The organism is Streptomyces sp. NPDC002730, from assembly GCF_042888805.1.
GTDB lineage: Bacteria > Actinomycetota > Actinomycetes > Streptomycetales > Streptomycetaceae > Streptomyces.
Window position 1 is genome coordinate 218,920 of record NZ_JBIAQG010000007.1, and the last position, 20,924, is coordinate 239,843.

The 20,924-nt window shown below is 69.5% G+C and carries 18 protein-coding genes; 13 read left to right on the forward strand and 5 right to left on the reverse strand.

Annotated features, from left to right (window positions below):
• Positions 1-8: 8 nt before the first annotated feature.
• Positions 9-1,640, forward strand: a complete 1,632-nt coding sequence (pruA, locus tag ACFYXH_RS19710) for an L-glutamate gamma-semialdehyde dehydrogenase (protein WP_389564330.1) — start codon at positions 9-11, stop codon at positions 1,638-1,640.
• 140 nt (positions 1,641-1,780) lie between these two features.
• Positions 1,781-2,020, forward strand: a complete 240-nt coding sequence (locus ACFYXH_RS19715; protein ID WP_362680469.1) for a hypothetical protein — start codon at positions 1,781-1,783, stop codon at positions 2,018-2,020.
• Between the two features lie 104 nt (positions 2,021-2,124).
• On the opposite strand, the gene ACFYXH_RS19720 is transcribed toward ACFYXH_RS19715, so the two are convergent.
• Both ACFYXH_RS19720 and ACFYXH_RS19725 read right to left on the reverse strand, forming a co-directional pair.
• Complete coding sequence (locus ACFYXH_RS19720; protein WP_389564333.1) at positions 2,125-2,523, reverse strand: ArsR/SmtB family transcription factor; 399 nt, start codon at positions 2,521-2,523, stop codon at positions 2,125-2,127.
• Entirely contained in the window at positions 2,520-2,975 is a 456-nt protein-coding gene (locus tag ACFYXH_RS19725; RefSeq protein WP_389564336.1) for an SRPBCC family protein, read from the reverse strand. The genes ACFYXH_RS19720 and ACFYXH_RS19725 overlap by 4 nt, the downstream gene beginning before the upstream one ends.
• Before the next feature lie 114 nt (positions 2,976-3,089).
• On the opposite strand from ACFYXH_RS19725, the gene ACFYXH_RS19730 reads away from it, so the two are divergent.
• From ACFYXH_RS19730 to ACFYXH_RS19740, 3 genes are all read left to right on the forward strand, one after another.
• A complete protein-coding gene (locus ACFYXH_RS19730) occupies positions 3,090-3,632 on the forward strand; it encodes a GNAT family N-acetyltransferase (protein ID WP_389564339.1) in 543 nt (180 codons plus the stop codon).
• 180 nt (positions 3,633-3,812) lie between these two features.
• Entirely contained in the window at positions 3,813-4,910 is a 1,098-nt protein-coding gene (locus ACFYXH_RS19735) for a calcium-binding protein (protein ID WP_389564341.1), read from the forward strand.
• 315 nt (positions 4,911-5,225) lie between these two features.
• Complete coding sequence (locus ACFYXH_RS19740) at positions 5,226-5,354, forward strand: hypothetical protein (protein ID WP_326652808.1); 129 nt, start codon at positions 5,226-5,228, stop codon at positions 5,352-5,354.
• 22 nt (positions 5,355-5,376) lie between these two features.
• On the opposite strand, the gene ACFYXH_RS19745 is transcribed toward ACFYXH_RS19740, so the two are convergent.
• Positions 5,377-6,969 carry a purple acid phosphatase family protein gene (locus ACFYXH_RS19745; RefSeq protein WP_389564344.1) on the reverse strand — a complete coding sequence of 531 codons (1,593 nt, stop codon included), beginning with the start codon at positions 6,967-6,969 and terminating at the stop codon, positions 5,377-5,379.
• Between the two features lie 178 nt (positions 6,970-7,147).
• Here ACFYXH_RS19745 and ACFYXH_RS19750 point away from each other — a divergent pair, with 178 nt between their 5' ends.
• Positions 7,148-8,191, forward strand: a complete 1,044-nt coding sequence (locus ACFYXH_RS19750; protein WP_389564347.1) for a 3-isopropylmalate dehydrogenase — start codon at positions 7,148-7,150, stop codon at positions 8,189-8,191.
• Positions 8,192-8,421: 230 nt separating this feature from the next.
• The gene (locus ACFYXH_RS19755; RefSeq protein WP_389564351.1) at positions 8,422-9,510 is read left to right on the forward strand and encodes a branched-chain amino acid aminotransferase; all 1,089 of its coding nucleotides are present in this window, start codon (positions 8,422-8,424) and stop codon (positions 9,508-9,510) included.
• A 78-nt stretch (positions 9,511-9,588) separates the two neighbouring features.
• Here ACFYXH_RS19755 and ACFYXH_RS19760 read toward each other — a convergent pair whose 3' ends face one another.
• Positions 9,589-11,019, reverse strand: coding sequence for a cytosine permease (locus tag ACFYXH_RS19760; protein ID WP_389564354.1), 1,431 nt, complete (start codon positions 11,017-11,019; stop codon positions 9,589-9,591).
• A 127-nt stretch (positions 11,020-11,146) separates the two neighbouring features.
• Here ACFYXH_RS19760 and ureA point away from each other — a divergent pair, with 127 nt between their 5' ends.
• The 6 genes from ureA to cimA all read left to right on the forward strand — a co-directional run bounded on the left by ureA (position 11,147) and on the right by cimA (position 19,042).
• Positions 11,147-11,830 carry an urease subunit gamma gene (gene ureA, locus ACFYXH_RS19765; protein WP_389564356.1) on the forward strand — a complete coding sequence of 228 codons (684 nt, stop codon included), beginning with the start codon at positions 11,147-11,149 and terminating at the stop codon, positions 11,828-11,830.
• A gap of 112 nt (positions 11,831-11,942) precedes the next feature.
• Positions 11,943-13,649, forward strand: a complete 1,707-nt coding sequence (locus ACFYXH_RS19770; RefSeq protein WP_389564359.1) for an urease subunit alpha — start codon at positions 11,943-11,945, stop codon at positions 13,647-13,649.
• Between the two features lie 12 nt (positions 13,650-13,661).
• Positions 13,662-14,681: an agmatine/peptidylarginine deiminase gene (locus ACFYXH_RS19775; protein ID WP_389564362.1), complete on the forward strand. Its 1,020-nt coding sequence runs from the start codon at positions 13,662-13,664 to the stop codon at positions 14,679-14,681.
• 140 nt (positions 14,682-14,821) lie between these two features.
• Positions 14,822-15,433, forward strand: coding sequence for a TetR/AcrR family transcriptional regulator (locus ACFYXH_RS19780; RefSeq protein WP_389564761.1), 612 nt, complete (start codon positions 14,822-14,824; stop codon positions 15,431-15,433).
• Between the two features lie 94 nt (positions 15,434-15,527).
• Positions 15,528-16,859, forward strand: coding sequence for an MFS transporter (locus tag ACFYXH_RS19785; RefSeq protein WP_389564364.1), 1,332 nt, complete (start codon positions 15,528-15,530; stop codon positions 16,857-16,859).
• A 569-nt stretch (positions 16,860-17,428) separates the two neighbouring features.
• Entirely contained in the window at positions 17,429-19,042 is a 1,614-nt protein-coding gene (gene cimA, locus ACFYXH_RS19790; protein ID WP_385305545.1) for a citramalate synthase, read from the forward strand.
• Between the two features lie 10 nt (positions 19,043-19,052).
• On the opposite strand, the gene ACFYXH_RS19795 is transcribed toward cimA, so the two are convergent.
• Complete coding sequence (locus ACFYXH_RS19795; protein WP_389564368.1) at positions 19,053-20,924, reverse strand: ricin-type beta-trefoil lectin domain protein; 1,872 nt, start codon at positions 20,922-20,924, stop codon at positions 19,053-19,055.

Consider the following 20,924-nt stretch of genomic DNA (forward strand, 5'->3'; position numbering starts at 1 on the left):
CGGCACCCATGGACGCTGTCACCCAGGTCCCCGCGCCGGTCAACGAGCCGGTTCACTCCTACGCGCCCGGCAGCCCCGAGCGCGCCCGCCTCGAGGCGAAGCTCAAGGAGCTGTCCGAGAACCCGATCGAGCTGCCGATGACGATCGGCGGCGTCCGGCGGATGGGCGGCGGCGAGCGCGTCGACGTCGTACAGCCGCACAACCACAAGGCCGTCATCGGTACGTTCGCCGCTGCCACGCAGCAGGACGCGCAGGACGCGGTCGACGCCGCGCTCGCCGCCGCGCCCGCGTGGCGTGCGATGTCCTTCGACGACCGCGCCGCGATCATCCTGCGCGCGGCCGAGCTGCTGGCCGGTCCGTGGCGCGAGACGCTCGCCGCCTCCACCATGCTGGGCCAGTCGAAGACCGCCCAGCAGGCCGAGATCGACACCCCCTGCGAGCTCGTCGACTTCTGGCGCTTCAACGTCAAGTACGCCCGTGACCTGCTCGCCGAGCAGCCGCCGGCCAACTCGCCGGGTGTGTGGAACCGTCTGGACCACCGTCCGCTCGAGGGCTTCGTCTACGCGATCACGCCCTTCAACTTCACCGCGATCGCGGGCAACCTGCCGACCGCCCCCGCCCTCATGGGCAACGTCGTCGTCTGGAAGCCGTCCCCGACCCAGACCCACGCCGCCGTGCTGCTGATGCAGCTCCTGGAGGAGGCCGGTCTGCCGAAGGGCGTCATCAACCTGGTGACGGGCGACGGTATCGCCGTCTCCGAGGTGGCGCTGAACCACCCCGAGCTGGCCGGTATCCACTTCACCGGCTCGACCAAGACCTTCCAGCACCTGTGGAAGACGGTCGGCAACAACATCGAGAAGTACCGCTCCTACCCGCGCATCGTCGGCGAGACGGGCGGCAAGGACTTCGTCGTCGCGCACCCGAGCGCCGACCGCGCGGCGCTGAAGACCGCTCTGACCCGCGGCTCCTTCGAGTTCCAGGGCCAGAAGTGCTCGGCGTCCTCGCGTGCGTACATCCCCGCGTCGATCTGGAACTCCGGCTTCAAGGAGGAGTTCGCGGCCGAGGTCGACGGCATCAAGATGGGTGACGTCACGGATCTGACGAACTTCATCGGTGCCGTGATCGACGAGCGTGCCTTCGCGAAGAACAAGGCCGCGATCGACCGCGCTGCCGCCGACCCGACCTGCACGATCGTCGCCGGTGGCACGTACGACGACTCGGTCGGCTACTTCGTCCGCCCGACCGTCGTCGAATGCGCGGACCCGAGCAACGAGGTCTTCACGACCGAGTACTTCGGCCCGTTCCTGGCGGTCCACGTCTACGAGGACGACCAGTACGACGCCATGCTCGAGCAGATGGAGTCGGTGTCGGCCTACGCCCTGACCGGCGCGGTCATCGCCAACGACCGTGCGGCGGCAGCGCACACGATGGAGAAGCTGCGGTACGCCGCGGGCAACTTCTACATCAACGACAAGTCGACCGGCGCCGTCGTCGGCCAGCAGCCCTTCGGCGGCGGCCGCGCGTCCGGCACCAACGACAAGGCGGGCGCCCCGCAGAACCTGATGCGCTGGACGCTGACCCGCGCGATCAAGGAGACGCTGGTCCCGCCGACGGACTACCCGTACCCGCACATGGGCTGACCTCCGCCCACCCCGGCCGACGCCCCACCGGGCCGAAGCCCCCTCGTGACCCCGCCCCCGCCCGGCCCCCACGCCGGCCGGGGGCGGTCCACGTTCGACGGGTTTAGGCTGCAATGAGGGGGTGCTGGAAGGAGAGTGTGATGCCTGGTTCCACGACTCTCGGCCCCGGGCACGGGATCGACTGGATTGAGCACACCGACGCCGTGCGGGTGGCTTCCGTGATGCGGGAGTTGAGCGCGCTACTGACGATGGATGGGCCGAACCGGCTCACCGATGCGCAGGTCAGCGTCTTGTGCGGGGGACTCGTGCATCACCGGCAGGAGTTCAGTGAGTGGGTCGAGCGGCTTGCGCAGGACCTGACCCGGAAGGTGTCGGCGTAAGGCGGCGGCCCCGCGCCGGGGGGGCGACCCGAAGGGCGCCCGGATGCCGGGCATCGGCCTCCCTGACTAGGCGTCGCTTCCCCGACTAGGTGTCGCCTCCCCGACTAGGTGTCGGCCGCGGAGCCTGCTTCCACCTCCGGTTCCGTGTCCGGGTCGGCCTTCTCTGCGTCCGGGGCGGCCTCGGCCAGGCGCTTGATGGCCGAAAGGCGGGTGTCCCACTCGTCGGCGACCCGGTCCATCCATCGGGCTGTGATGCCCAGCCGCGCTGGCAGGACCGTGTACCGCGTCTCCCGCCCCTCCCGGCGGCCGGCGACGAGGCCGGCCCGGTCGAGGACCGCGAGGTGCTTCACGATCGCCTGCCGGCTGACCGGCAGCTCTGTCGCCAGGACCGTGGCGGTCGCCTCCCCGTGCGCGGCGAGGGCGTCGAGTATCCGGCGCCGGGTCGGGTCCGCCAGTGCGGACAGGACCTCCGCCACGGCCTCCTGGTCTGCGTCCGCCGTCATTCCGCGAGCTGCTCCGCATACTTCTGCATGTTGACGACCACCTCGGTCCAGCCCGCCGAGTGGCTGTCGTACCCAGCGGTGTCGATCCTGTCCTCGGGGATGGCGAGTGCGTCGAAGCCGGTCTCCACCACGCGCAGGTGCGTGCCGGTGCCGTCCGGGGTGAGGGTGAACTCCACCAGGGTGGAATTGCCCTCGACCGCCTGCTCCCCGGGGAAGGCGCTCGCCCAGCGGTACGAGAAGTGGTGCGGCGGGTCGACCTTCACGATCGTGGTGGGGAACTGGCCGTACTGGCCGTGATCCAGGTACATGGTCCCGCCCGGGCGCAGGTCGACCGGCGTCGGCTTGCCCTGTCCGAACCAGGAGCCGACGTGCTCCGGCTCAGTGAGCACGGCCCACACGCGCTCCACCGGTGCGGCGATGGTGATCTCTCGTTCGATGCGGTCCTTACTCATGATCCCTGCCTCCTGTTCGGCTATGACGTGCTACCCAATGGTTGCACGTCATAGCCGAATCGTGCAACCCATCGGTTGCGCGAGTGGTTGCGGCGGCCTGGGAGGATGCGGAGCATGAGTGAGTCACTGCGCACCGCCCACACCTTCGAACTCGGCCCCGCCGAACTCCTCGAAGTCCGCACCCTGTTGACGGATGCGTTCCACGGCGGCTTCAGCGACGACGACTGGGATCACAGCCTCGGCGGCATCCATGCGCTGGTGCATGAGGACGGGGAGCTCGTCGCGCACGGCAGCGTGATCCAGCGCCGGGTGATCCACGACCACCGCTCACTGCGTATCGGATACATCGAGGCGGTGGCGGTCCGCGCCGACCGGCGGCGGCGCGGACTCGGCGGCCTGGTGATGGAGACGCTGGAGCGGGTGATCGACGGGGCGTACGAGTTCGGGGCCCTCTCCGCCTCCGACGACGGCGCCGAGCTGTACCGGGCACGCGGCTGGCGGCTCTGGGAGGGGCCGATCGCCGCGCAGGGGCTGGGCCGGGTCATCCCGCTGCCGGACGAGGAGGACAGTACCTACGTCCGCCCGGCGGCGAGCCGCCCCCTCCCCGCCCCCGGCCGCAAGCTCATCTTCGACTGGCGCGACGGCGACGTCCTCTAGCCCGGGACCGAGGCCCACGAGCGGCCGAAGGGTGCAGGCGTACGCCGGGTGGCCGAGCCGCCGTGACTGATACGGAAGCCGTGACTGAACGGATGAAATCGCGCGCGGCGGCGCTGTTCGGGCGCCCGGGGCTGGAAGTGATCATGCGCCAGTGCTCACGACCAGACCCAGGGAGCAGCCATGCAGCACAAGCACCTTCGACAGGGACCTGGCCACCGGGCCCTCCTGATCTGCTGCGTCGACGTCCTCGCGGCAGCCGCCCTCGTCGGCCTGGGAGCGGGCGAAGCCGGTGCGCGGGCGCCGCTCTGTTTCGGCGCCCCGGCCACGGCCACGACCGGGACGCCGGGGCCCGACGTGATCATCGGCACTCCGGGCGATGACGTCGTCGACGGTCTGGGCGGCAACGACCTGATCTGTGGTCTCGGTGGCGACGACCGTCTGATCGGCGGACCGGGCAACGACTCGGTCAACGGCGGCGACGGCGACGACGGGGTGATCGGCGACGGTTACAGCGGCACCGGAGACGCGACCGGAGCCACGGGAGCGGACCGTCTCATCGGCGGCGTCGGCGACGACAGCCTGGTGGGCGATCACTACGCCATCCAAGGCAGGGCCGACGGGGAGGCGAGTGACGCTCTGTACGGCGGCCTCGGGGACGACACCTTGATCGGCGACAACAGAGGCGACTACGCCTCCGGCGGCGCGAGGGACCGGCTCGAAGGCGGCGACGGAAACGACGGTCTCTACGGAGACGCGGTCGGCTTCTACGAGGCCTCGGGAGCCGGCGACGACGTGCTGCTGGAAGGCCGTGGGGAACTCGGCGATGCGACGGGCGACAACACGGCCATCATTGGCAACGCGAGCGGGAGCGGCGGTGACGACGTCATCGACCTGGGCGCGGATGGTGGAACGGTCGCCGTCGGCGACCACAACGCCTCCGGGGGCACGGCGATCGGCTCCGGCAACGACCGGATCGTGGGTGGCAGCGCGGGCGAGTTCTTCATCGTCGGCGACAGTGCCCCGGGGGATGCCACCGGAGCCACCGCCGGGCACGACCTGATCTTCGGGCGCGGTGGGAACGACGTCTTGTTCGGTGACAACGTCGGCCAGAACGGCCAGACCGTCGGCGCCGCGGGCGGGGCCGACGCGATCGACGGCGGAACCGGCGACGACGTCCTCAGGGGCGGTCCCAGCACAGATTTCCTCAACGGCAATGCCAATACGGACGACTGCGACGGCGAAGCGGGTGCCGACCTCGAGATCAACTGCGAGGTCTGACCGCCAACTGGCCCGCACGGTCGCGGTCAGGGCTCTGATCCGGGAGCTCAGAGCCCTCTCCCGGTCAGCGCGCGGTGATCGTCCGGTGATCGCCGTCTCAGATAGTAGGAAGTCCGAGTAATTGTGGAGACAGAAGCGTGTACCTGTCCTAGCTTTGTAGAAGCCGAACGTCTCGCTCGATCCAGCGAATGGCGGCCCTGAGCCAGTGCCCCCAGCAGGCAACCCCTGTGGCACCGCTCACCGCCCCTTCCGGCGCCTCACAGATACATCACCGGCATTGCCGTGTGGCTTTCTGATCTGAAGGAGTCGATCATCATGCCCGCTGAGACCGCCCGCCGCGTCCGCCACTCGTCCCGCACGAGCGAGTCCGACCGCAAGAATGCCGCCGCCGCCCTGCAGCGAGCCCTCGACCGCAGGGACAACGGCGGTTCCACGGGTCACTGACCCGTCATCCTCGCCGCCCGCTTCACTGCCCGCGCTTGACCTCGAAGTAGTCGATGCGCTTGCCGCTCTCGGCGAGCGCGGAGACCTTCAACTTCGGGGCCGTACCGGACTCCGCCTCCACCGCGAGGAAGGAGAAGCCGGTGTAGCGCACGCGCGACCACTGCACGGCGTCGGGGTCGGGCAGTCGCAGCTTGGTCCAGTGGAACGTCACGATGGTGTCGTGGTCATGGACATTGCCTTCGTAGCTGTCCTCGACACCGGGCCCGAAGCTGTAGAGATCCTTGCCCGCGCCGCCGGCCGTGACGTACACGATGCCGTCCCGCGTCGGGTCGGTGGACGCCCCGATGGGCACCGGCCTGCCGACCTCGCCGCCCTTGATCGCGTCCGTGCGCTCGTACACATGGTTGTGCCCGTTGATCACCAGGTCGACCTGGTGCTTGGTGAAGAGCGGCAGCCAGGCGTCCCGCACTCCGCCGTCCGAGGCATGGGTGGCCGTCGAGTACATGCAGTGGTGGAAGAAGACCACCACGAAGTCGATTCCGCGCTGCTTGCGCAGCTCGCCCAGCCGCTTGTCGAGCCAGGCGGTCTGCTTCCCGTCCGTGTAGCCCTTGTTGGCCGGGATCTCGTACGAGACGTCATTGGCGTCCAGCGCCACGATGCCGACGTTGCCGTACGTGAAGGAGTACACGCCCGGCGCATTGCGCGCGTCGGGACCGTTCCCCGGCAGCGACCAGCGGGCCGACTGGCCGCCGTAGCCGTTCGGCGAGTACCAGGCCTCCATGTCGTGGTTGCCGGTGGTCACCATCCACGGCACCCGCGAGGCCACGCTCTCCGTCTGTGCCAGGAACTGGTCCCACACCCGTGCGTCGTAGGTGTCCGACTCCTTGCCCTGCCCGCTGCTGTCCGCGTAGCAGATATCGCCCGCGTGCAGATGGAAGGACGGGTTCTGACCGAGGATCAACTGGTCGTTGGCGAGGGCGTCATAGCTCACGCCCTGGTCCCCGAAGGCTGTGAAGACAAACTTCTCGGGCGTCGCCGGAGCCGTACGGAACGAGCCGATCGTGGCCATCCGCTCGGGCGAGGCCGGATCGAAGCCGTCGTGCCCGACCCCGTAGTAGTACGTCGTCCCCGGCTTCAGCCCGTCGAGCCCCGCGTGCAGGTAGTACTGGTCGACCGCCGGCAGCTTCTTCGACAGCGAGGGCGTGTGCAGATCGCGCACCTCGGCCTCGATCTTCCGGCTCAGATCCCAGGGCTTCGGACCGACGCGCAGGTACGGCTTCTTCACCGCGAACGGCACCTGCCAGGAGATCCGCATCTGCGTCTTCGGATCGGCGCCGAAGGCGAGATGGCGCCCGAACGGCGCGACCAGCGAGCCGTTCACCACCGCGGTCGCCGGGGCCGTGGCGAGCTCGGGGGAGGCCGCGCTCGCGGTGGACGCACGGCCGAGCAGCAGACCGCCGCCGCCCGCCACACCCGCCGCAAGGCCGCCGGCCAGCGCGCCGCGCCGGGAGAGCTTGGGGCGCGCGTGTTTGGCGCGCAGATACTCGTGCTGCTCCGGCATGCTCATACGGCGGGCGAGGTCTTCGGGGACGCCCAGGTGGGGGGTTTCGGCCATGGCGCCGAACTTGCCAGTAACTTCGAACGCCGGCCCAGACTTTGGGTGAACGATTCACAAACTTCCCACCGAGTCCGACCGGTCGGCGGAGTTCGGGCCCGTCCGGCGATCGAGGACACGCCTGTCCGGATGGTGGACATCAAGTGTCATTGGATGGGACGCGGAGTAGGGTGCCGATATGTCTCGCAGCATCAATCTCGCAGTGATCCCCGGTGACGGCATCGGCCAGGAAGTCGTGGCTCAGGGCCTGAAGGTCCTCTCCGCCGTCCTCCCGCAGGATGTGAAGCTGGAGACCAAGGAGTACGACCTCGGCGCCCAGCGCTGGCACCGCACCGGAGAGACCCTCCCGGACGCGGAGCTCGAGTCCCTCAAGAACCACGACGCGATCCTGCTCGGCGCGATCGGCGACCCGTCCGTGCCGTCCGGTGTGCTGGAGCGCGGGCTGCTGCTCAAGCTGCGGTTCGCCTTCGACCACTACGTCAACCTGCGTCCGTCGAAGCTGTTCCCGAACACCGCGACCCCGCTGGCCGGCCGCCCCGACATCGACTTCGTCGTCGTCCGCGAGGGCACCGAGGGTCCGTACACCGGCAACGGCGGCTCCCTGCGCACCGGTACGCCCGCCGAGGTCGCCACCGAGGTCAGCCTCAACACGGCGTACGGTGTCGAGCGCGTCGTCCGTGACGCGTACGAGCGGGCCAACTCCCGTCCGCGCAAGAAGCTGACGCTGGTCCACAAGAACAACGTCCTCGTCTACGCCGGTCACATGTGGAAGAACATCTTCGACAGGGTCGGCCAGGAGTACCCCGAGGTCACCACCGACTATCTGCACGTCGACGCCGCGACGATCTTCTTCGTCACTCAGCCGGAGCGCTTCGACGTCATTGTCACCGACAACCTCTTCGGTGACATTCTCACCGACCTCGCCGCTGCCGTGACCGGCGGTATCGGCCTGGCCGCGTCCGGCAACATCAACCCGACGGGCACCTTCCCGTCGATGTTCGAGCCCGTCCACGGCTCCGCGCCCGATATCGCGGGCACGGGCAAGGCCGACCCGACGGCCACGATCCTCTCCGTCGCCCTCCTGCTGCGTCACCTCGGCTTCGAGACCGAGGCGGCACGCATCGAGGAGGCCGTCTCCGCCGACCTCGCGGAGCGTGACGGTACGACGGTCCGTACGACGGACGAGATCGGCGACGCGCTCGCGGTACGAGTAGCCGGCTGACCTGACGGTTCCACTGAAGCCGCCGGGTCGCATCAGCACCCGGCGGCTTCTCCTGTGCGGCCTCCGGGTGTCACCATCAACCCTGGACCGCATTCACCCCGTTTCTTGCACGGCCCCACGCGAGCGATAATCGACGTGGGCCGCGGCATGCGGGAAAGCTCGGACGTCCTAGCAGTCGCAGCGGCGTGAGCGCGGTCCGTCACAAACAACCGGTGAAGGACACTGCACTCATGACGACGCCCACGATCGAGCTCAAGCCTTCCTCGCACCCGCTGTCCGACGCGGAGCGCGAGGCGATCCTGGCCAACCCCGGATTCGGCCGCCACTTCACCGATCACATGGTGACGATCAAGTGGACGGAGGGGCGCGGGTGGCACGACGCTCAGCTCGTCCCGTACGCGCCGCTGTCGATCGACCCGGCCAATATGACGCTCCACTACGCGCAGGAGATCTTCGAGGGCCTGAAGGCCTACCGCCGTCCCGACGGCTCGGTCGTCACCTTCCGTCCCGAGGCGAACGCCCAGCGCTTCCAGAGGTCCGCGGCCCGGCTGGCGATGCCGGAGCTGCCGGTCGAGACCTTCATCGAGGCGTGCGACGCACTGGTCCAGCAGGACACGGCGTGGGTCCCGGCGCACGGCGGAGAGTCCTCGCTGTATCTGCGCCCCTTCATGATCGCGACCGAGGTCGGCCTGGGTGTGCGGCCCGCCAACGAGTACCTCTTCATCGTCATCGCCTCGCCCGCGGGCGCCTACTTCCCCGGCGGCGTCAAGCCGGTCTCCATCTGGCTGTCCGAGGACCGTGTGCGCGCCGTCCCCGGCGGCATGGGCGACGCCAAGACCGGGGGCAACTACGCCGCGTCCCTGCTCGCCCAGGCCGAGGCCGCCGAGAAGGGCTGCGACCAGGTCGCCTACCTCGACGCCGTGGAGCACAAGTGGGTCGAGGAACTGGGCGGCATGAACCTGTACTTCGTGTACGGGAACCGCATCGTGACCCCCGAGCTCACCGGCTCGCTGCTCGCCGGCATCACCCGTGACTCGCTGCTCCGGCTCGCCAAGGATCTCGGCTACGAGTCCGAGGAGGGCCGGATCTCCATCGACCAGTGGATGGCCGACACCGAGAACGGCACGCTCACCGAGGTCTTCGCCTGCGGTACGGCCGCGGTCATCACCCCGGTCGGCCTGGTCAAGTCCGCGAGCGGCGAATGGAAGCAGTCCGGCGGCCAGCCGGGCGAGGTCACGCTGCGGCTGCGCAAGGCGCTGCTGGACATCCAGACGGGCAAGGCGGAGGACGTCCACGGCTGGACCCACCAGGTGGGCTGACGCCGACCGCAGCTCTGCGTACGAAGGCCCGCCCCGGTTCACACCGGCGGCGGGCCTCCGTCGTCTCCGCGCCGTCCGTCAGGCGGTGACGTCGACCGTGGACGGTTCCGCCGCGGCGCCCGCGGCCGGGACCGGAGCCCGCAGGGTCAGCAGCGTGTACGTCAGGCCACCGACCATGCCGGAGAGGATGAAGCTGCAGTCCACTCCGCCCGTGAGGGCGAGCAGCGGGCCTTCGTAGACCGTCGTGGAGACCGCCGTCAGACCGACCGCCGCGCCCAGCGCCCAGGACGCCGTGGCCCGCACGTTCCAGCCCGCCCGGTACCAGTAGATGCCACCCCGGGCGCGGCGGTTGAAGACCTGCAGCGCGTCCGGGTCGTACTGGCCGCCGCAGCGCACGTGTCCGATCAGCGTGATCACCGCCCAGGGGGTGCCGATGGCTGTCAGCAGCAGCACGAAGGACGTCATGGCCGACTGCGCGTCCCATGCGAACGAGCCGAGGAACACGAACGTGGTCGCGACGACGGCGGCCATCACGGTGGCCTTGGCGCGGGTGGCCTTCGGCAGGATCGCGTCCAGGTCGAGGCCCATCGAGTACAGCATCAGGCCGGAGTTGCCGACGGAACCTGCCGAGGCCGCGAGGAGCAGCGGTCCCAGGTACCAGAAGGGCGCGGCGTCGACGAGCGGTCCCGAGTACTCCAGCCCCGCGCGGGCGGCGAGAGCCGTGTACGTACCGAACAGCTGCGGCACCAGCAGGCCCAGGAGGAGACCCAGACAGCCGGCCCAGTACACCTTGCGGGTGCTGTGGCGGCGCGGCGAGATGTAGCGCGTGTAGTCACCGAGCAGCGTGATGAAGGCGACCGGGCCGCTCAGCCCGGCGGCGACGGCCGCGAGCAGCCAGGTGGGCCAGAAGGAGCCGAGCAGGTACGGGGTGTCGGGGGGCGCGGCCGTCGTGAAGTCGCCCGCGTAGGCGAAGACGCCGACCAGCAGCAGGATGACCATGCCGATGGACAGCACCTTGCTGAGCCGGAGCAGCAGCCGGTAGCCGTAGATCGCGCCGACGACCGTGCAGCCCGCGAGCAGCGTGTACATCAGGGCGCGGGTGGCCCCGCCGTCGGGCAGCCCGATCAGCCGGGACAGGGTGCCGACCATCACGTCGCCGCCGATCCACAGCGTGAGGGCGGTGTACCCGAGCGAGAGCAGCAGGCCGACGACCGAGCCGACGAGCCGGCCGCGTACGCCGAACTGGGCGCCGCTGGACGTGGAGAGGTTGGTCGCCGTGTGCAGGGAAATCAGCGCGAGCGGGGCTGTGACCAGGATGCCGACCAGCGTGCCGATGACGATCGAGGTCACTGAGGGCCACAGGCCGAGCCCGAAGGACGGCGGCAGCCAGCCGAAGACGATGACGCCCAGGCAGAGGTTCGAGCCCAGCAGGATCGAGATGAGATCGCGTGGCGTACTGGTGCGCTCCACATCCGGGATGGTGTCGACTCCGCGCTGTTCTATCGGCATAGGGGTGCCCCTGAGACTCGGCTGTTTGAGTGGCGCTCAATGTGACTCAGGCATCGGTCCTCCGTCAATGCTTCCGTGAAAAGAAACTCGCAGTTAGAGTGACGTTCAAACAGGGAGGTGTGGTGACGTGCGACTGACCCCGACCGAGCGCGACCGGCTGCTGCTCTTCGGTGCCGCCGAACTGGCGCGGGCGCGCCGGGCCCGTGGCCTGAGGCTCAATGTCCCCGAGGCGACCGCGCTCATCGCGGACACCGTCTGCGAGGCGGCCCGCGACGGTCGACGGCTCGCGGAGGCGATCGAGGCGGCCCGCAGTGTGCTGGGCCCCGACGATGTCCTGCCCGGTGTGGCGGATGTGGTCACCGAGGTGCATGTGGAGGCCGTCTTCGACGACGGTTCACGGCTCGCCGTGGTCTCCGAGCCGATCGGAGGCGGCGGACTCGGCGACGGCGCTCCCGGCGCCGTACTGCCCGCGCCGCCGCACACCGAGCCCGAGCCCGCACTCAGGCTCACCGTGCGCAACACCGCGGCCGTGCCGGTCAGCGTCACCTCGCACTTCCACTTCTTCGAGGCCAATCCGCGACTCGACTTCGATCGCACCGCGGCGTACGGCATGCGGCTCTGTGTCCCCGCCGGGTCCTCCGTCCGCTTCGACCCGGGCGGCGAGGCCGAGGTCGGCCTGCTGCCCATCGGCGGCGACCGGATCGCGATCGGTTTCGCGGGCCTGGTCGACGGCCCGCTGGACGCGCCCGGCGCGAAGGAAGAGGCGCTGCGGCGTGCGGCGGCGTGCGGCTATCTGGGAGCGGAGCGTTGAGCGCCGCCTCGCGCCGTACGCAGTGCCGCACGCAGTTCCGTACGCCGCGCTGCGCGGCGGGCACCGCCCCGCGCCCCGCGTCGTACGCCCACCACGAGCTGGAGGTCCGCTCATGACCGGCACCGACAGGACCGGAATCGATCCGTACGAGTACGCGTCCGTGCACGGCCCCCGCGCCGGGGACCGGGTCGTGCTCGGCGACTCCGGGCTCGTGGTCCGCGTCGAGTCGGACACGCAGAAGCCGGGCGACGAGTTCCTGGCCGGCTTCGGCAAGACCGCGCGCGACGGGCTGCATCTGAAGGCCGCCGCCGTACGCGAGACCTGCGATGTCGTCATAAGCAACGTGCTTGTCATCGACGCCGCACAGGGCATCCGCAAGGTGTCGATCGGCATCCGCGAAGGCAGGATCCACGCCATCGGGCGGGCCGGGAACCCGGACACCCTCGACGGTGTCGACGTCGTCGTCGGCACGGGCACGAGCATCGTGCCCGGCGAGGGCATGATCGCCACCGCCGGAGCCGTCGACACCCATGTCCATCTGCTCTCGCCGCGCATCATGGAGGCCTCGCTCGCCTCCGGTGTCACCACCGTCATCGGCCAGGAGTTCGGCCCGGTGTGGGGCGTCGGCGTCAACTCGCCCTGGGCACTGCGCCACGCCTTCAACGCCTTCGACGCCTGGCCGGTCAACATCGGCTTCCTGGCGCGCGGTTCGTCGTCCCACGACGCGCCTCTGGTGGAGGCGCTCGCCGAGGGCGGCGCGTCCGGCTTCAAGGTCCACGAGGACATGGGCGCGCACACGCGGGCTCTCGACACCGCGCTGCGCGTCGCCGAGGAGTACGACGTCCAGGTCGCGCTGCACAGCGACGGTCTGAACGAATGCCTGTCGGTCGAGGACACGCTGCGCGTCCTGGACGGCCGCACGATCCACGCCTTCCACATCGAGGGCTGCGGCGGGGGACACGTACCGAACGTGCTCAAGATGGCGGGCGTACCGAACGTCATCGGCTCGTCCACCAATCCGACCCTGCCCTTCGGCCGGGACGCGGTCGCCGAGCACTACGGGATGATCGTCTCCGTACACGACCTCAAGACCGATCTGCCGGGCGACGCCGCGATGGCGCGGGACCGGATCAGGGCCGGAACGATGGGTGCGGAGGACGTGCTGCACGACCTCGGCGCGATCGGGATCACCTCGTCGGACGCGCAGGGGATGGGGCGCGCGGGCGAGACCGTACGCCGCACCTTCGCCATGGCCGGGAAGATGAAGGCCGAGCTCGGCCCGATGGAGGGCGACGGCGCGCACGACGACAACGCGCGTGTGCTGCGCTACATGGCGAAACTGACCATCAACCCGGCGATCGCACACGGCCTCTCGCACGAGATCGGCTCGATCGAGGTGGGCAAGCTCGCGGACATCGTGCTGTGGAAGCCGCAGTACTTCGGGGCGAAGCCGCAGCTCGTACTGAAGTCGGGCTTCCCCACATACGGGGTGACGGGCGACCCCAATGCCGCGACCGACACCTGTGAACCGCTCGTCCTCGGCCCGCAGTTCGGGGCGTACGGAGCGACCGCCGCGGACATCTCGGTGGCCTTCGTGGCGAGGGCCGCGACCGAACTGGGCTCCGACCTGATGCCGACGCGCCGCCGCCGGGTCGCGGTACGCGGCACGCGCGGCATCGGCCCGGCCGATCTGCGGCTCAACTCCCGGCTCGGCGAGGTCGGAGTGGACGCCGGCAGTGGCCTGGTCACGCTCGACGGCGACCCGCTGCGGTCCGAACCCGCCGACTCGATCTCCCTCAACCGCCTCTACTTCCTCTAGGAGTCCGACGATATGACCTTCCGTATGCCGCCCGAGTGGGCCCCGCACGAGCGCACCTGGATGGCCTGGCCGGGCCCCAACGCCACCTTCACCGGGGACGATCTCGCCGAGTCCCGCCGGGCGTGGGCGTCCGTCGCCCGGGCCGTACGCCGCTTCGAGCCGGTCACCATGGTCGTGAGCCCGGGCCAGGCCGGGGGCGCCCGCGCACTCCTCGGCCCGGACATCGACATCGTCCAGCGCGAGCTGGACGACGCGTGGATGCGCGACATCGGTCCGACCTTCGTCACCGACGGAACCCAACTGGCCGCTGTGGACTGGGTGTTCAACGGCTGGGGCGCGCAGGAGTGGGCCAGCTGGGAGCACGACGCGAAGATCGCCCGGCTTGTCGCGGACCTCGTCGGCGTGCCCTCGCACAGCTCACCGCTGGTCAACGAGGGCGGCGGCATCCATGTCGACGGCGACGGCACGGTACTGCTCACCGAGACCGTGCAGCTCGGCCCCGAGCGCAACCCGGGCTGGACGAAGGAGGAGGTCGAGACCGAGATCCATGCCAAGCTCGGCACGACCAGGGCGATCTGGCTGAAGCGCGGCCTGACCGCGGACTATCCCCCGCACGGCTACGGCACGCTCGGCCATGTCGACATCGTCGCCGCATTCGCCGGCCCGGGGGTGATAGTCGCCCACAGCCAGCCGGACCCGGCCCACCCCGACCACGAGCTCTGCAAGGAGAACGTGGAGATGCTGAAGTCCCAGAAGGACGCACGGGGCCGCCGTATCGAGGTTGTCGAGGTCCCGGCGCCGACCGTCGTACGGGAGGAGGACGGCGCATGGGTCGACTACTCGTACATCAACCACTACGTCTGCAACGGCGGCGTGGTGCTGTGCGCCTTCGACGACCCGCGCGACGAGATCGCGGCGGGCATCTTCCGCAGCCTCTACCCCGGCCGTACGGTCACCCTGGTCGACGCCCGCACGATCTTCGCCGGTGGCGGCGGCATCCACTGCATCACACAGCAGCAGCCCAGGGTCTGATGTCCGAGGCCCTGTGCTCGCGCAGGGCCGAGGACCGCTGGATCGTCCTCGGCGGCGAGTGGGATCAGGTAGAACATACGGGTGAATGTGTTCCTCAACGCGAGATGCGGCCGCCCTCCGAGCGTGCCGGTGGCCGCCGTATGAGCCCTGCCGCGCGCCGCCGCAACATCGCGCCGCCACGGGAGTCCGTCCTCGTCGCCGCCATGGCGACCATTGCCGAGCGCGGCCTCGACGGGCTCACCATGGCCGGGCTCGGCCGTGAGGTCGGGATGAGCAGCGGGCATCTCCTCTACTACTTCCGCACCAAGGACGAGCTGCTCCTGCAGACCCTCGAGTGGAGCGAGGGCCGTCTCGGTGCCGAGCGCAGTGCCCTGCTCTCCCAGCAGGCCTCCGCCGCCGAACGCCTCGACGCGTACGTCGATCTCTACATCCCCGACGGGCCCCGCGACCCTCACTGGACGCTCTGGCTCGAGGTCTGGAACCGCTCACAGAACGCCGAGGCCGACGCCCGTGCCCGGCAGGCCGCCATCGAGGGCGCCTGGCACCGGGACCTCGTCGCGCTGATCGCCGAAGGCATCTCGCGCGGCGAGTTCCATGCCGTCGACCCCGACCGCTTCGCCGCCCGGCTGCGCGCCCTGCTCGACGGTTTCAGCGTTCATGTCGCCGTCGGAATACCGGGTACAGGACGCGCCCAAGTCCTCGCCCACGTGCGGGAATTCCTCGACGAGACGCTGCTCGGGCCCGCCCGCTGACCGACCTCCCGGGAACGCAACGTACGCAAGTACTCCCGATCGTTGCCGCACGCCGTCTTGTTGCGGTTGTGCCCCTCCGGCACGGTTTCACCTCATGGGACGAGAGCACTGGAAGAAGATCTGGGTCGGTTCCGCCGGCAACATGGTCGAGTGGTTCGACTGGTTTGTGTACGCGAGCTTCGCGACCTATTTCGCGGGGGCGTTCTTCCCCGAAGGGAACGACACCGCCAAGCTCATGAACACCGCAGGCATCTTCGCCGTCGGCTTCTTCATGCGACCGGTCGGCGGCTGGCTGCTCGGCCGGGTCGGTGACCGCAAGGGCCGCAAGGCGGCGCTGACTCTGACCGTCAGTCTGATGTCCGCATCCGCGGTCCTGATCGCGATCGCGCCCACCTACGGCGTCGCGGGCTACGGCGGCGCGGTGGTGCTGCTGATCGCCCGCCTCCTGCAGGGCCTCTCCGTCGGCGGAGAGTACGCGGCCAGCGCGACCTACCTCACCGAGGCCTCCGCCCCGGAGCACCGCGGCTTCGCCTCCAGTTTCCAGTACGTGTCGATGACCGCGGGCCAGATCGTCGGCCTCGGTCTGCAGATCATCCTGCAGCGCACCATGTCCGACGACGCCCTGCACAGCTGGGGCTGGCGCATCCCGTTCATCATCGGCGCGCTCGGAGCGGCGATCGTCTTCTATCTGCGCCGCAACATGCTCGAGACCGATGTGTACGAGGAGTCCGGCGACGACACCCCCGCCGGGGACAAGGGCACGATCAAGGCCCTGTGGGCGCACAAGCGCGAGGCGTTCCTGGTCATCGCCCTGACGATGGGCGGCACCGTCGCGTACTACACGTACACGACCTACCTCACCAAGTACCTCTCCAACTCCGCCGGGCTGCCCAAGCAGACCGCGACCCTGGTCTCCTTCTGCGCGCTGATCGTCTTCGCCTGTCTGCAGCCGCTCGCGGGCAAGCTCTCCGACCGGATCGGCCGCCGTCCGCTGCTGATCACGTTCGCGGTCGGCTCGACCTTCCTGACCGTGCCGATCATGACGATGCTCAAGCACGCGGGCTCGTTCTGGCCGGCGCTGGGGCTTGCGCTGCTGGCCCTTGTGGTGATCACCGGCTACACGTCGATCAACGCGTGTGTGAAGGCCGAGCTGTTCCCGACGGGTATCCGCGCGCTGGGTGTCGCGCTGCCGTACGCCATCGCGAACGCGCTGTTCGGCGGCACGGCGGAGTATGTGGCGCTGTGGTTCAAGGATGCGGGGCTGGAGTCGGGCTTCTACTGGTACGTGGCGGGCTGCGCGGCGGTGTCGCTGGTGGTGTACCTGTCGATGCGCGAGACGCGTGACATCGACCTGAACCGGGTGGCGGCGACGGCGCCCGCGCGCCGCGAGGAGGTCTCGGCGACGGCCCCGGCCCGGGTGAAGTAAGAGGGGCCCTTTCCTCGCCGGCGGGGCTGAATTATCGGCCCCGGGCCATGCGCCCAATCGCCGGCGGGGCCTCTGTTGGGGCTCCGCCCCAAGCCCCGCTCCTCAAACGCCGGAGGGGCTGAAATGTCCCGCCGACGAGGCTGGGCTCCCGCCCGGAGGACCCCAGCCCGTCCGGCGATTGAGGACACGCCCGAAGGGCGTACGGGGGCCAGGGGGCGGAGCCCCGGGGGAGGCTTGGGGCCCTGGGGTGGCGCTCCAGGACGAGCAAGCGCAGGCGCCCGCATGGTGAGACCCCATCCCGCCCGCCGCACGGCGTATGGCAGACTGCGACCGTGCTTTCGTTCGCCATGATTATGGGCAGCAGGCGCGCCGGTCCTCAGTGATCGCCTCGTACCAACAACTACGACGCGACCACCGTGCCCCAGACCCGCGCGCAGACCTCTCGCACCCGCGAGGGGTTTTTTCGTTTTACGGCCCCACCTCGGCCGGAAGCGACCAGCGCGCGATGATGGGGGCAAGTGGAGCCAGTAATTCCGGGAGCCACTCATCCGACAGGAGTCAACACAGCCATGACCACACAGGCCACGGACACGGAGACCGACGACAGCTTCCATGTCTTCGACACGACGCTGCGCGACGGCGCGCAGCGCGAAGGCATCAACCTCACCGTTGCGGACAAGCTGACCATCGCACGGCACCTGGACGACTTCGGCGTGGGGTTCATCGAGGGCGGCTGGCCCGGCGCCAATCCCCGGGACACGGAGTTCTTCTCGCGTGCCCAGCAGGAGATCACCTTCCGGAACGCACAGCTCGTCGCCTTCGGCGCCACCCGCCGCCCTGGCGCCAAGGCGTCCGAGGACCCGCAGGTCAGAGCGCTGCTCGAGTCGGGTGCACCGGTGATCACGCTGGTCGCCAAATCGCATGACCGGCATGTGGAGCTGGCGCTGCGGACCACCCTCGAGGAGAACCTGGAGATGGTCCGCGACACCGTCTCCTACCTGCGCGAGCAGGGCCGCCGGGTATTCGTGGACTGTGAGCACTTCTTCGACGGCTACCGCGCCAATCCGGAGTACGCCAAGTCCGTCGTGCGCACAGCGGCCGACGCGGGCGCCGATGTCGTCATCCTGTGCGACACCAACGGCGGAATGCTGCCCGCCCAGATCCAGGCCGTTGTCTCCACCGTCCTCGCCGACACCGGCGCCCGCCTGGGCATCCACGCCCAGGACGACACCGGCTGCGCCGTCGCCAACACCCTCGCCGCCGTCGACGCGGGCGCCACCCACGTCCAGTGCACCGCCAACGGCTACGGCGAGCGCGTCGGCAACGCCAACCTCTTCCCGGTCGTCGCCGCCCTGGAGCTCAAGTACGCCAAGAAGGTGCTGCCCGAGGGCGCGCTGGCCGACATGACCCGGATCTCGCACGCGATCGCCGAGGTCGTCAACCTCACCCCCTCCACGCACCAGCCGTACGTCGGCGTCTCGGCCTTCGCCCACAAGGCCGGACTGCATGCCTCCGCCATCAAGGTCGACCCCGATCTGTACCAGCACATCGACCCCGAGCAGGTCGGCAACACCATGCGGATGCTCGTCTCCGACATGGCGGGCCGCGCCTCAATCGAGCTCAAGGGCAAAGAGCTCGGTATCGACCTCGGCGGTGACCGTGAGCTCGTCGGCCGGGTCGTCGAGCGGGTCAAGGAGCGCGAGCTCAGGGGCTACACATACGAGGCGGCGGACGCCTCCTTCGAGCTGCTGCTGCGTGCGGAGGCGGAGGGCCGGGCCCGCCGTTACTTCCGTACGGAGTCCTGGCGGGCCATCGTCGAGGACCGCCCCGACGGCACCCACGCCAATGAGGCCACTGTGAAGCTGTGGGCCAAGGGCGAGCGCATCGTCGCCACCGCCGAGGGCAACGGCCCGGTCAACGCGCTCGACCGGGCGCTGCGCGTCGGCCTGGAGAAGATCTACCCGCAGCTCGCCAAGATGGAGCTGGTCGACTACAAGGTCCGCATCCTCGAAGGCCGCCACGGCACCGAGTCCACCACCCGCGTACTGATCACGACGGGCGACGGAAGCGGCGAATGGGCCACGGTCGGCGTCGCCGAGAACGTCATCGCCGCCTCCTGGCAGGCCCTGGAGGACGCGTACACCTACGGTCTGCTGCGCGCCGGCGTCGAACCGGCCGAGTAGCCCTCGCAGGTCAGGACTGGAGCCGCCACTTCTGGTTGGCGGCTCCGGTGCACGCCCAGATCTGTGCGCGGGCGCCGTTCGCCGAGGAGTTGTCGGAGACGTCGAGGCACTTGTCCGCCGGGACGTTCACCAGATCACCGCTCGACGGTTCGTAGCGCCACTGCTGTGCGCCGGAGCCGTTGCACCCGTACAGCTGGACCTTCGCGCCGTTCGCGGTCGAGCCGGCGGTCACGTCCAGGCATGTGCCGAGCGCCTGGACGGTGCCGTCCGCGCGGACCGTCCACTGCTGGGCGGCGGAGCCGTTGCAGTCCCAGAGCTGGACGGCCGTGCCGTCCGCGCCGGCGCCGCCCGCCACATCGAGGCATTTGCCCGCCAGGCCGGTCAGGCTACCGGTCGGGTCCGAGCCGCCGGCCTGTGTGCCGGACCAGGTGAAGGTCGCGGATGTCTTGCCCGGCAGTGCGTAAGTGGCGTGCTGACCGCCCCAGTTGACGGTGATCGTCTGTGCTGCCGAGCCGTCGTTGTACGCGATCAGCGCCTTCGAGCCGTCGGGGTTGCGCCAGGCCACGTTCGGCACGGCCGAGCTCGCCGTCGAGGCGATCCGGTGGGCGCCGGGCCGCACGAACTTGGTGAGGTGGCCCATCGTGTAGTACTCGATCATGTAGTCGACCTGGCCGTGGCGACCGTCGCCGTTGTGCACCGTGACGAGTCCGTCGCAGACTCCGCAGCCGCCGTTGTGCGGGCCCCGGTTCTGGTCGACGGCGAGGGACCACTTGGTCACCGACTTCGCCCAGTTACGGGTGTAGTCGATGATGTTGGTCATGTCCTCGCGCTGCTGGTTGGCGATCCAGGTGCCGCCGGAGTGCTCGGTCTGGAAGGCGTCCAGCTGCGGATACTGGTTGTGCACCTCGGTCTGCTTGGAGATGTTCCCGCCGTAGCCGTGCCAGGCGATCCCGCCGAAGTTCGGGTGGCTGCGGACCGCCGCGTCATTCACCGTCGGGGCGGCGTACGCGTCGTAGGTGTCCCAGTTCCAGTCGTGCGCCAGCACCTTGGTCGGCAGGCCCGCCGCCTGGAGCTTCGGCAACAGCTCGCTCTTGGTGAAGTACGCCAGACCCGAGCCGTTCCAGCTCATCGACGGGTAACTGTCGCAGCAGGTCGGCTCGTTCTGCGCGGTGACGTAGTCGACCGGGATGCCCTGGTCGCGGTAGGCCTGGAGATACTTCACGAAGTAGTTCGCGTAGGAGCCGTAGTACTCCGACTTCAGCCAGCCGCCGTTGAGCTGCCCGCTGTCCTTCATCCAGGCGGGTGCCGTCCATGGCGAGGCCACCGTGGTGAGCGCCGGATTGAGCTGCTTGGCCTGCTTCGTCAGCGGCAGTACGTCGGCGAGATCGTGCGCGATCGAGAACTTCGACAGCGCCGGGTCGCTCTGGCCGGCCGGCACATCGTCGTACGTGTAACCGAAGCGGGCCAGGTCCGAGCCGCCCATCGGATTGCGGACGAAGGAGAGACCGATTCCCTCGGTCGGCGAGAAGAGCTTCTTCATCGTCGCGTCACGGGTCGCCTGGGACAGCGCTCCGCTGCCCTTCATCAGCCAGGCCGCGGTGTCCGTGAAGGAGGCGCCGCCGCCGGTGAAGGTCTGGAAGCGGATGTTCTCGTCGACGGTGACGTTGGTGCCGCTGCCGCCGCTGCCCGCCTGGAAGTTGACGGATGTCTGCTGCTGGAGGCCGCGGGTGACATGGCGGCCGCCGGCGTCGTCCGTCGTGGTCAGCCAGATGTTCACCTGCTCGCCCGCGGCCTGCGCCGAGCCCGTCGTCAGACCGGTGAGTCCGGCGGCGGCCAGGGCCGATGCGAGCAGGATTCTGATCGTTCCGGTACGTCGTGCCAT

Excerpts from the sequence above, each read along its gene's own strand:
- pruA (WP_389564330.1), top strand. The coding sequence starts at position 9 with ATGGACGCTGTCACCCAGGTCCCCGCGCCGGTCAACGAGCCGGTTCAC.
- ACFYXH_RS19715 (WP_362680469.1), top strand. The coding sequence starts at position 1,781 with ATGCCTGGTTCCACGACTCTCGGCCCCGGGCACGGGATCGACTGGATT.
- ACFYXH_RS19720 (WP_389564333.1), bottom strand. The coding sequence starts at position 2,523 with ATGACGGCGGACGCAGACCAGGAGGCCGTGGCGGAGGTCCTGTCCGCA.
- ACFYXH_RS19725 (WP_389564336.1), bottom strand. The coding sequence starts at position 2,975 with ATGAGTAAGGACCGCATCGAACGAGAGATCACCATCGCCGCACCGGTG.
- ACFYXH_RS19730 (WP_389564339.1), top strand. The coding sequence starts at position 3,090 with ATGAGTGAGTCACTGCGCACCGCCCACACCTTCGAACTCGGCCCCGCC.
- ACFYXH_RS19735 (WP_389564341.1), top strand. The coding sequence starts at position 3,813 with ATGCAGCACAAGCACCTTCGACAGGGACCTGGCCACCGGGCCCTCCTG.
- ACFYXH_RS19740 (WP_326652808.1), top strand. The coding sequence starts at position 5,226 with ATGCCCGCTGAGACCGCCCGCCGCGTCCGCCACTCGTCCCGCACGAGC.
- ACFYXH_RS19745 (WP_389564344.1), bottom strand. The coding sequence starts at position 6,969 with ATGGCCGAAACCCCCCACCTGGGCGTCCCCGAAGACCTCGCCCGCCGT.
- ACFYXH_RS19750 (WP_389564347.1), top strand. The coding sequence starts at position 7,148 with ATGTCTCGCAGCATCAATCTCGCAGTGATCCCCGGTGACGGCATCGGC.
- ACFYXH_RS19755 (WP_389564351.1), top strand. The coding sequence starts at position 8,422 with ATGACGACGCCCACGATCGAGCTCAAGCCTTCCTCGCACCCGCTGTCC.
- ACFYXH_RS19760 (WP_389564354.1), bottom strand. The coding sequence starts at position 11,019 with ATGCCGATAGAACAGCGCGGAGTCGACACCATCCCGGATGTGGAGCGC.
- ACFYXH_RS19770 (WP_389564359.1), top strand. The coding sequence starts at position 11,943 with ATGACCGGCACCGACAGGACCGGAATCGATCCGTACGAGTACGCGTCC.
- ACFYXH_RS19775 (WP_389564362.1), top strand. The coding sequence starts at position 13,662 with ATGACCTTCCGTATGCCGCCCGAGTGGGCCCCGCACGAGCGCACCTGG.
- ACFYXH_RS19780 (WP_389564761.1), top strand. The coding sequence starts at position 14,822 with ATGAGCCCTGCCGCGCGCCGCCGCAACATCGCGCCGCCACGGGAGTCC.
- ACFYXH_RS19785 (WP_389564364.1), top strand. The coding sequence starts at position 15,528 with ATGGGACGAGAGCACTGGAAGAAGATCTGGGTCGGTTCCGCCGGCAAC.
- cimA (WP_385305545.1), top strand. The coding sequence starts at position 17,429 with ATGACCACACAGGCCACGGACACGGAGACCGACGACAGCTTCCATGTC.
- ACFYXH_RS19795 (WP_389564368.1), bottom strand. The coding sequence starts at position 20,924 with ATGGCACGACGTACCGGAACGATCAGAATCCTGCTCGCATCGGCCCTG.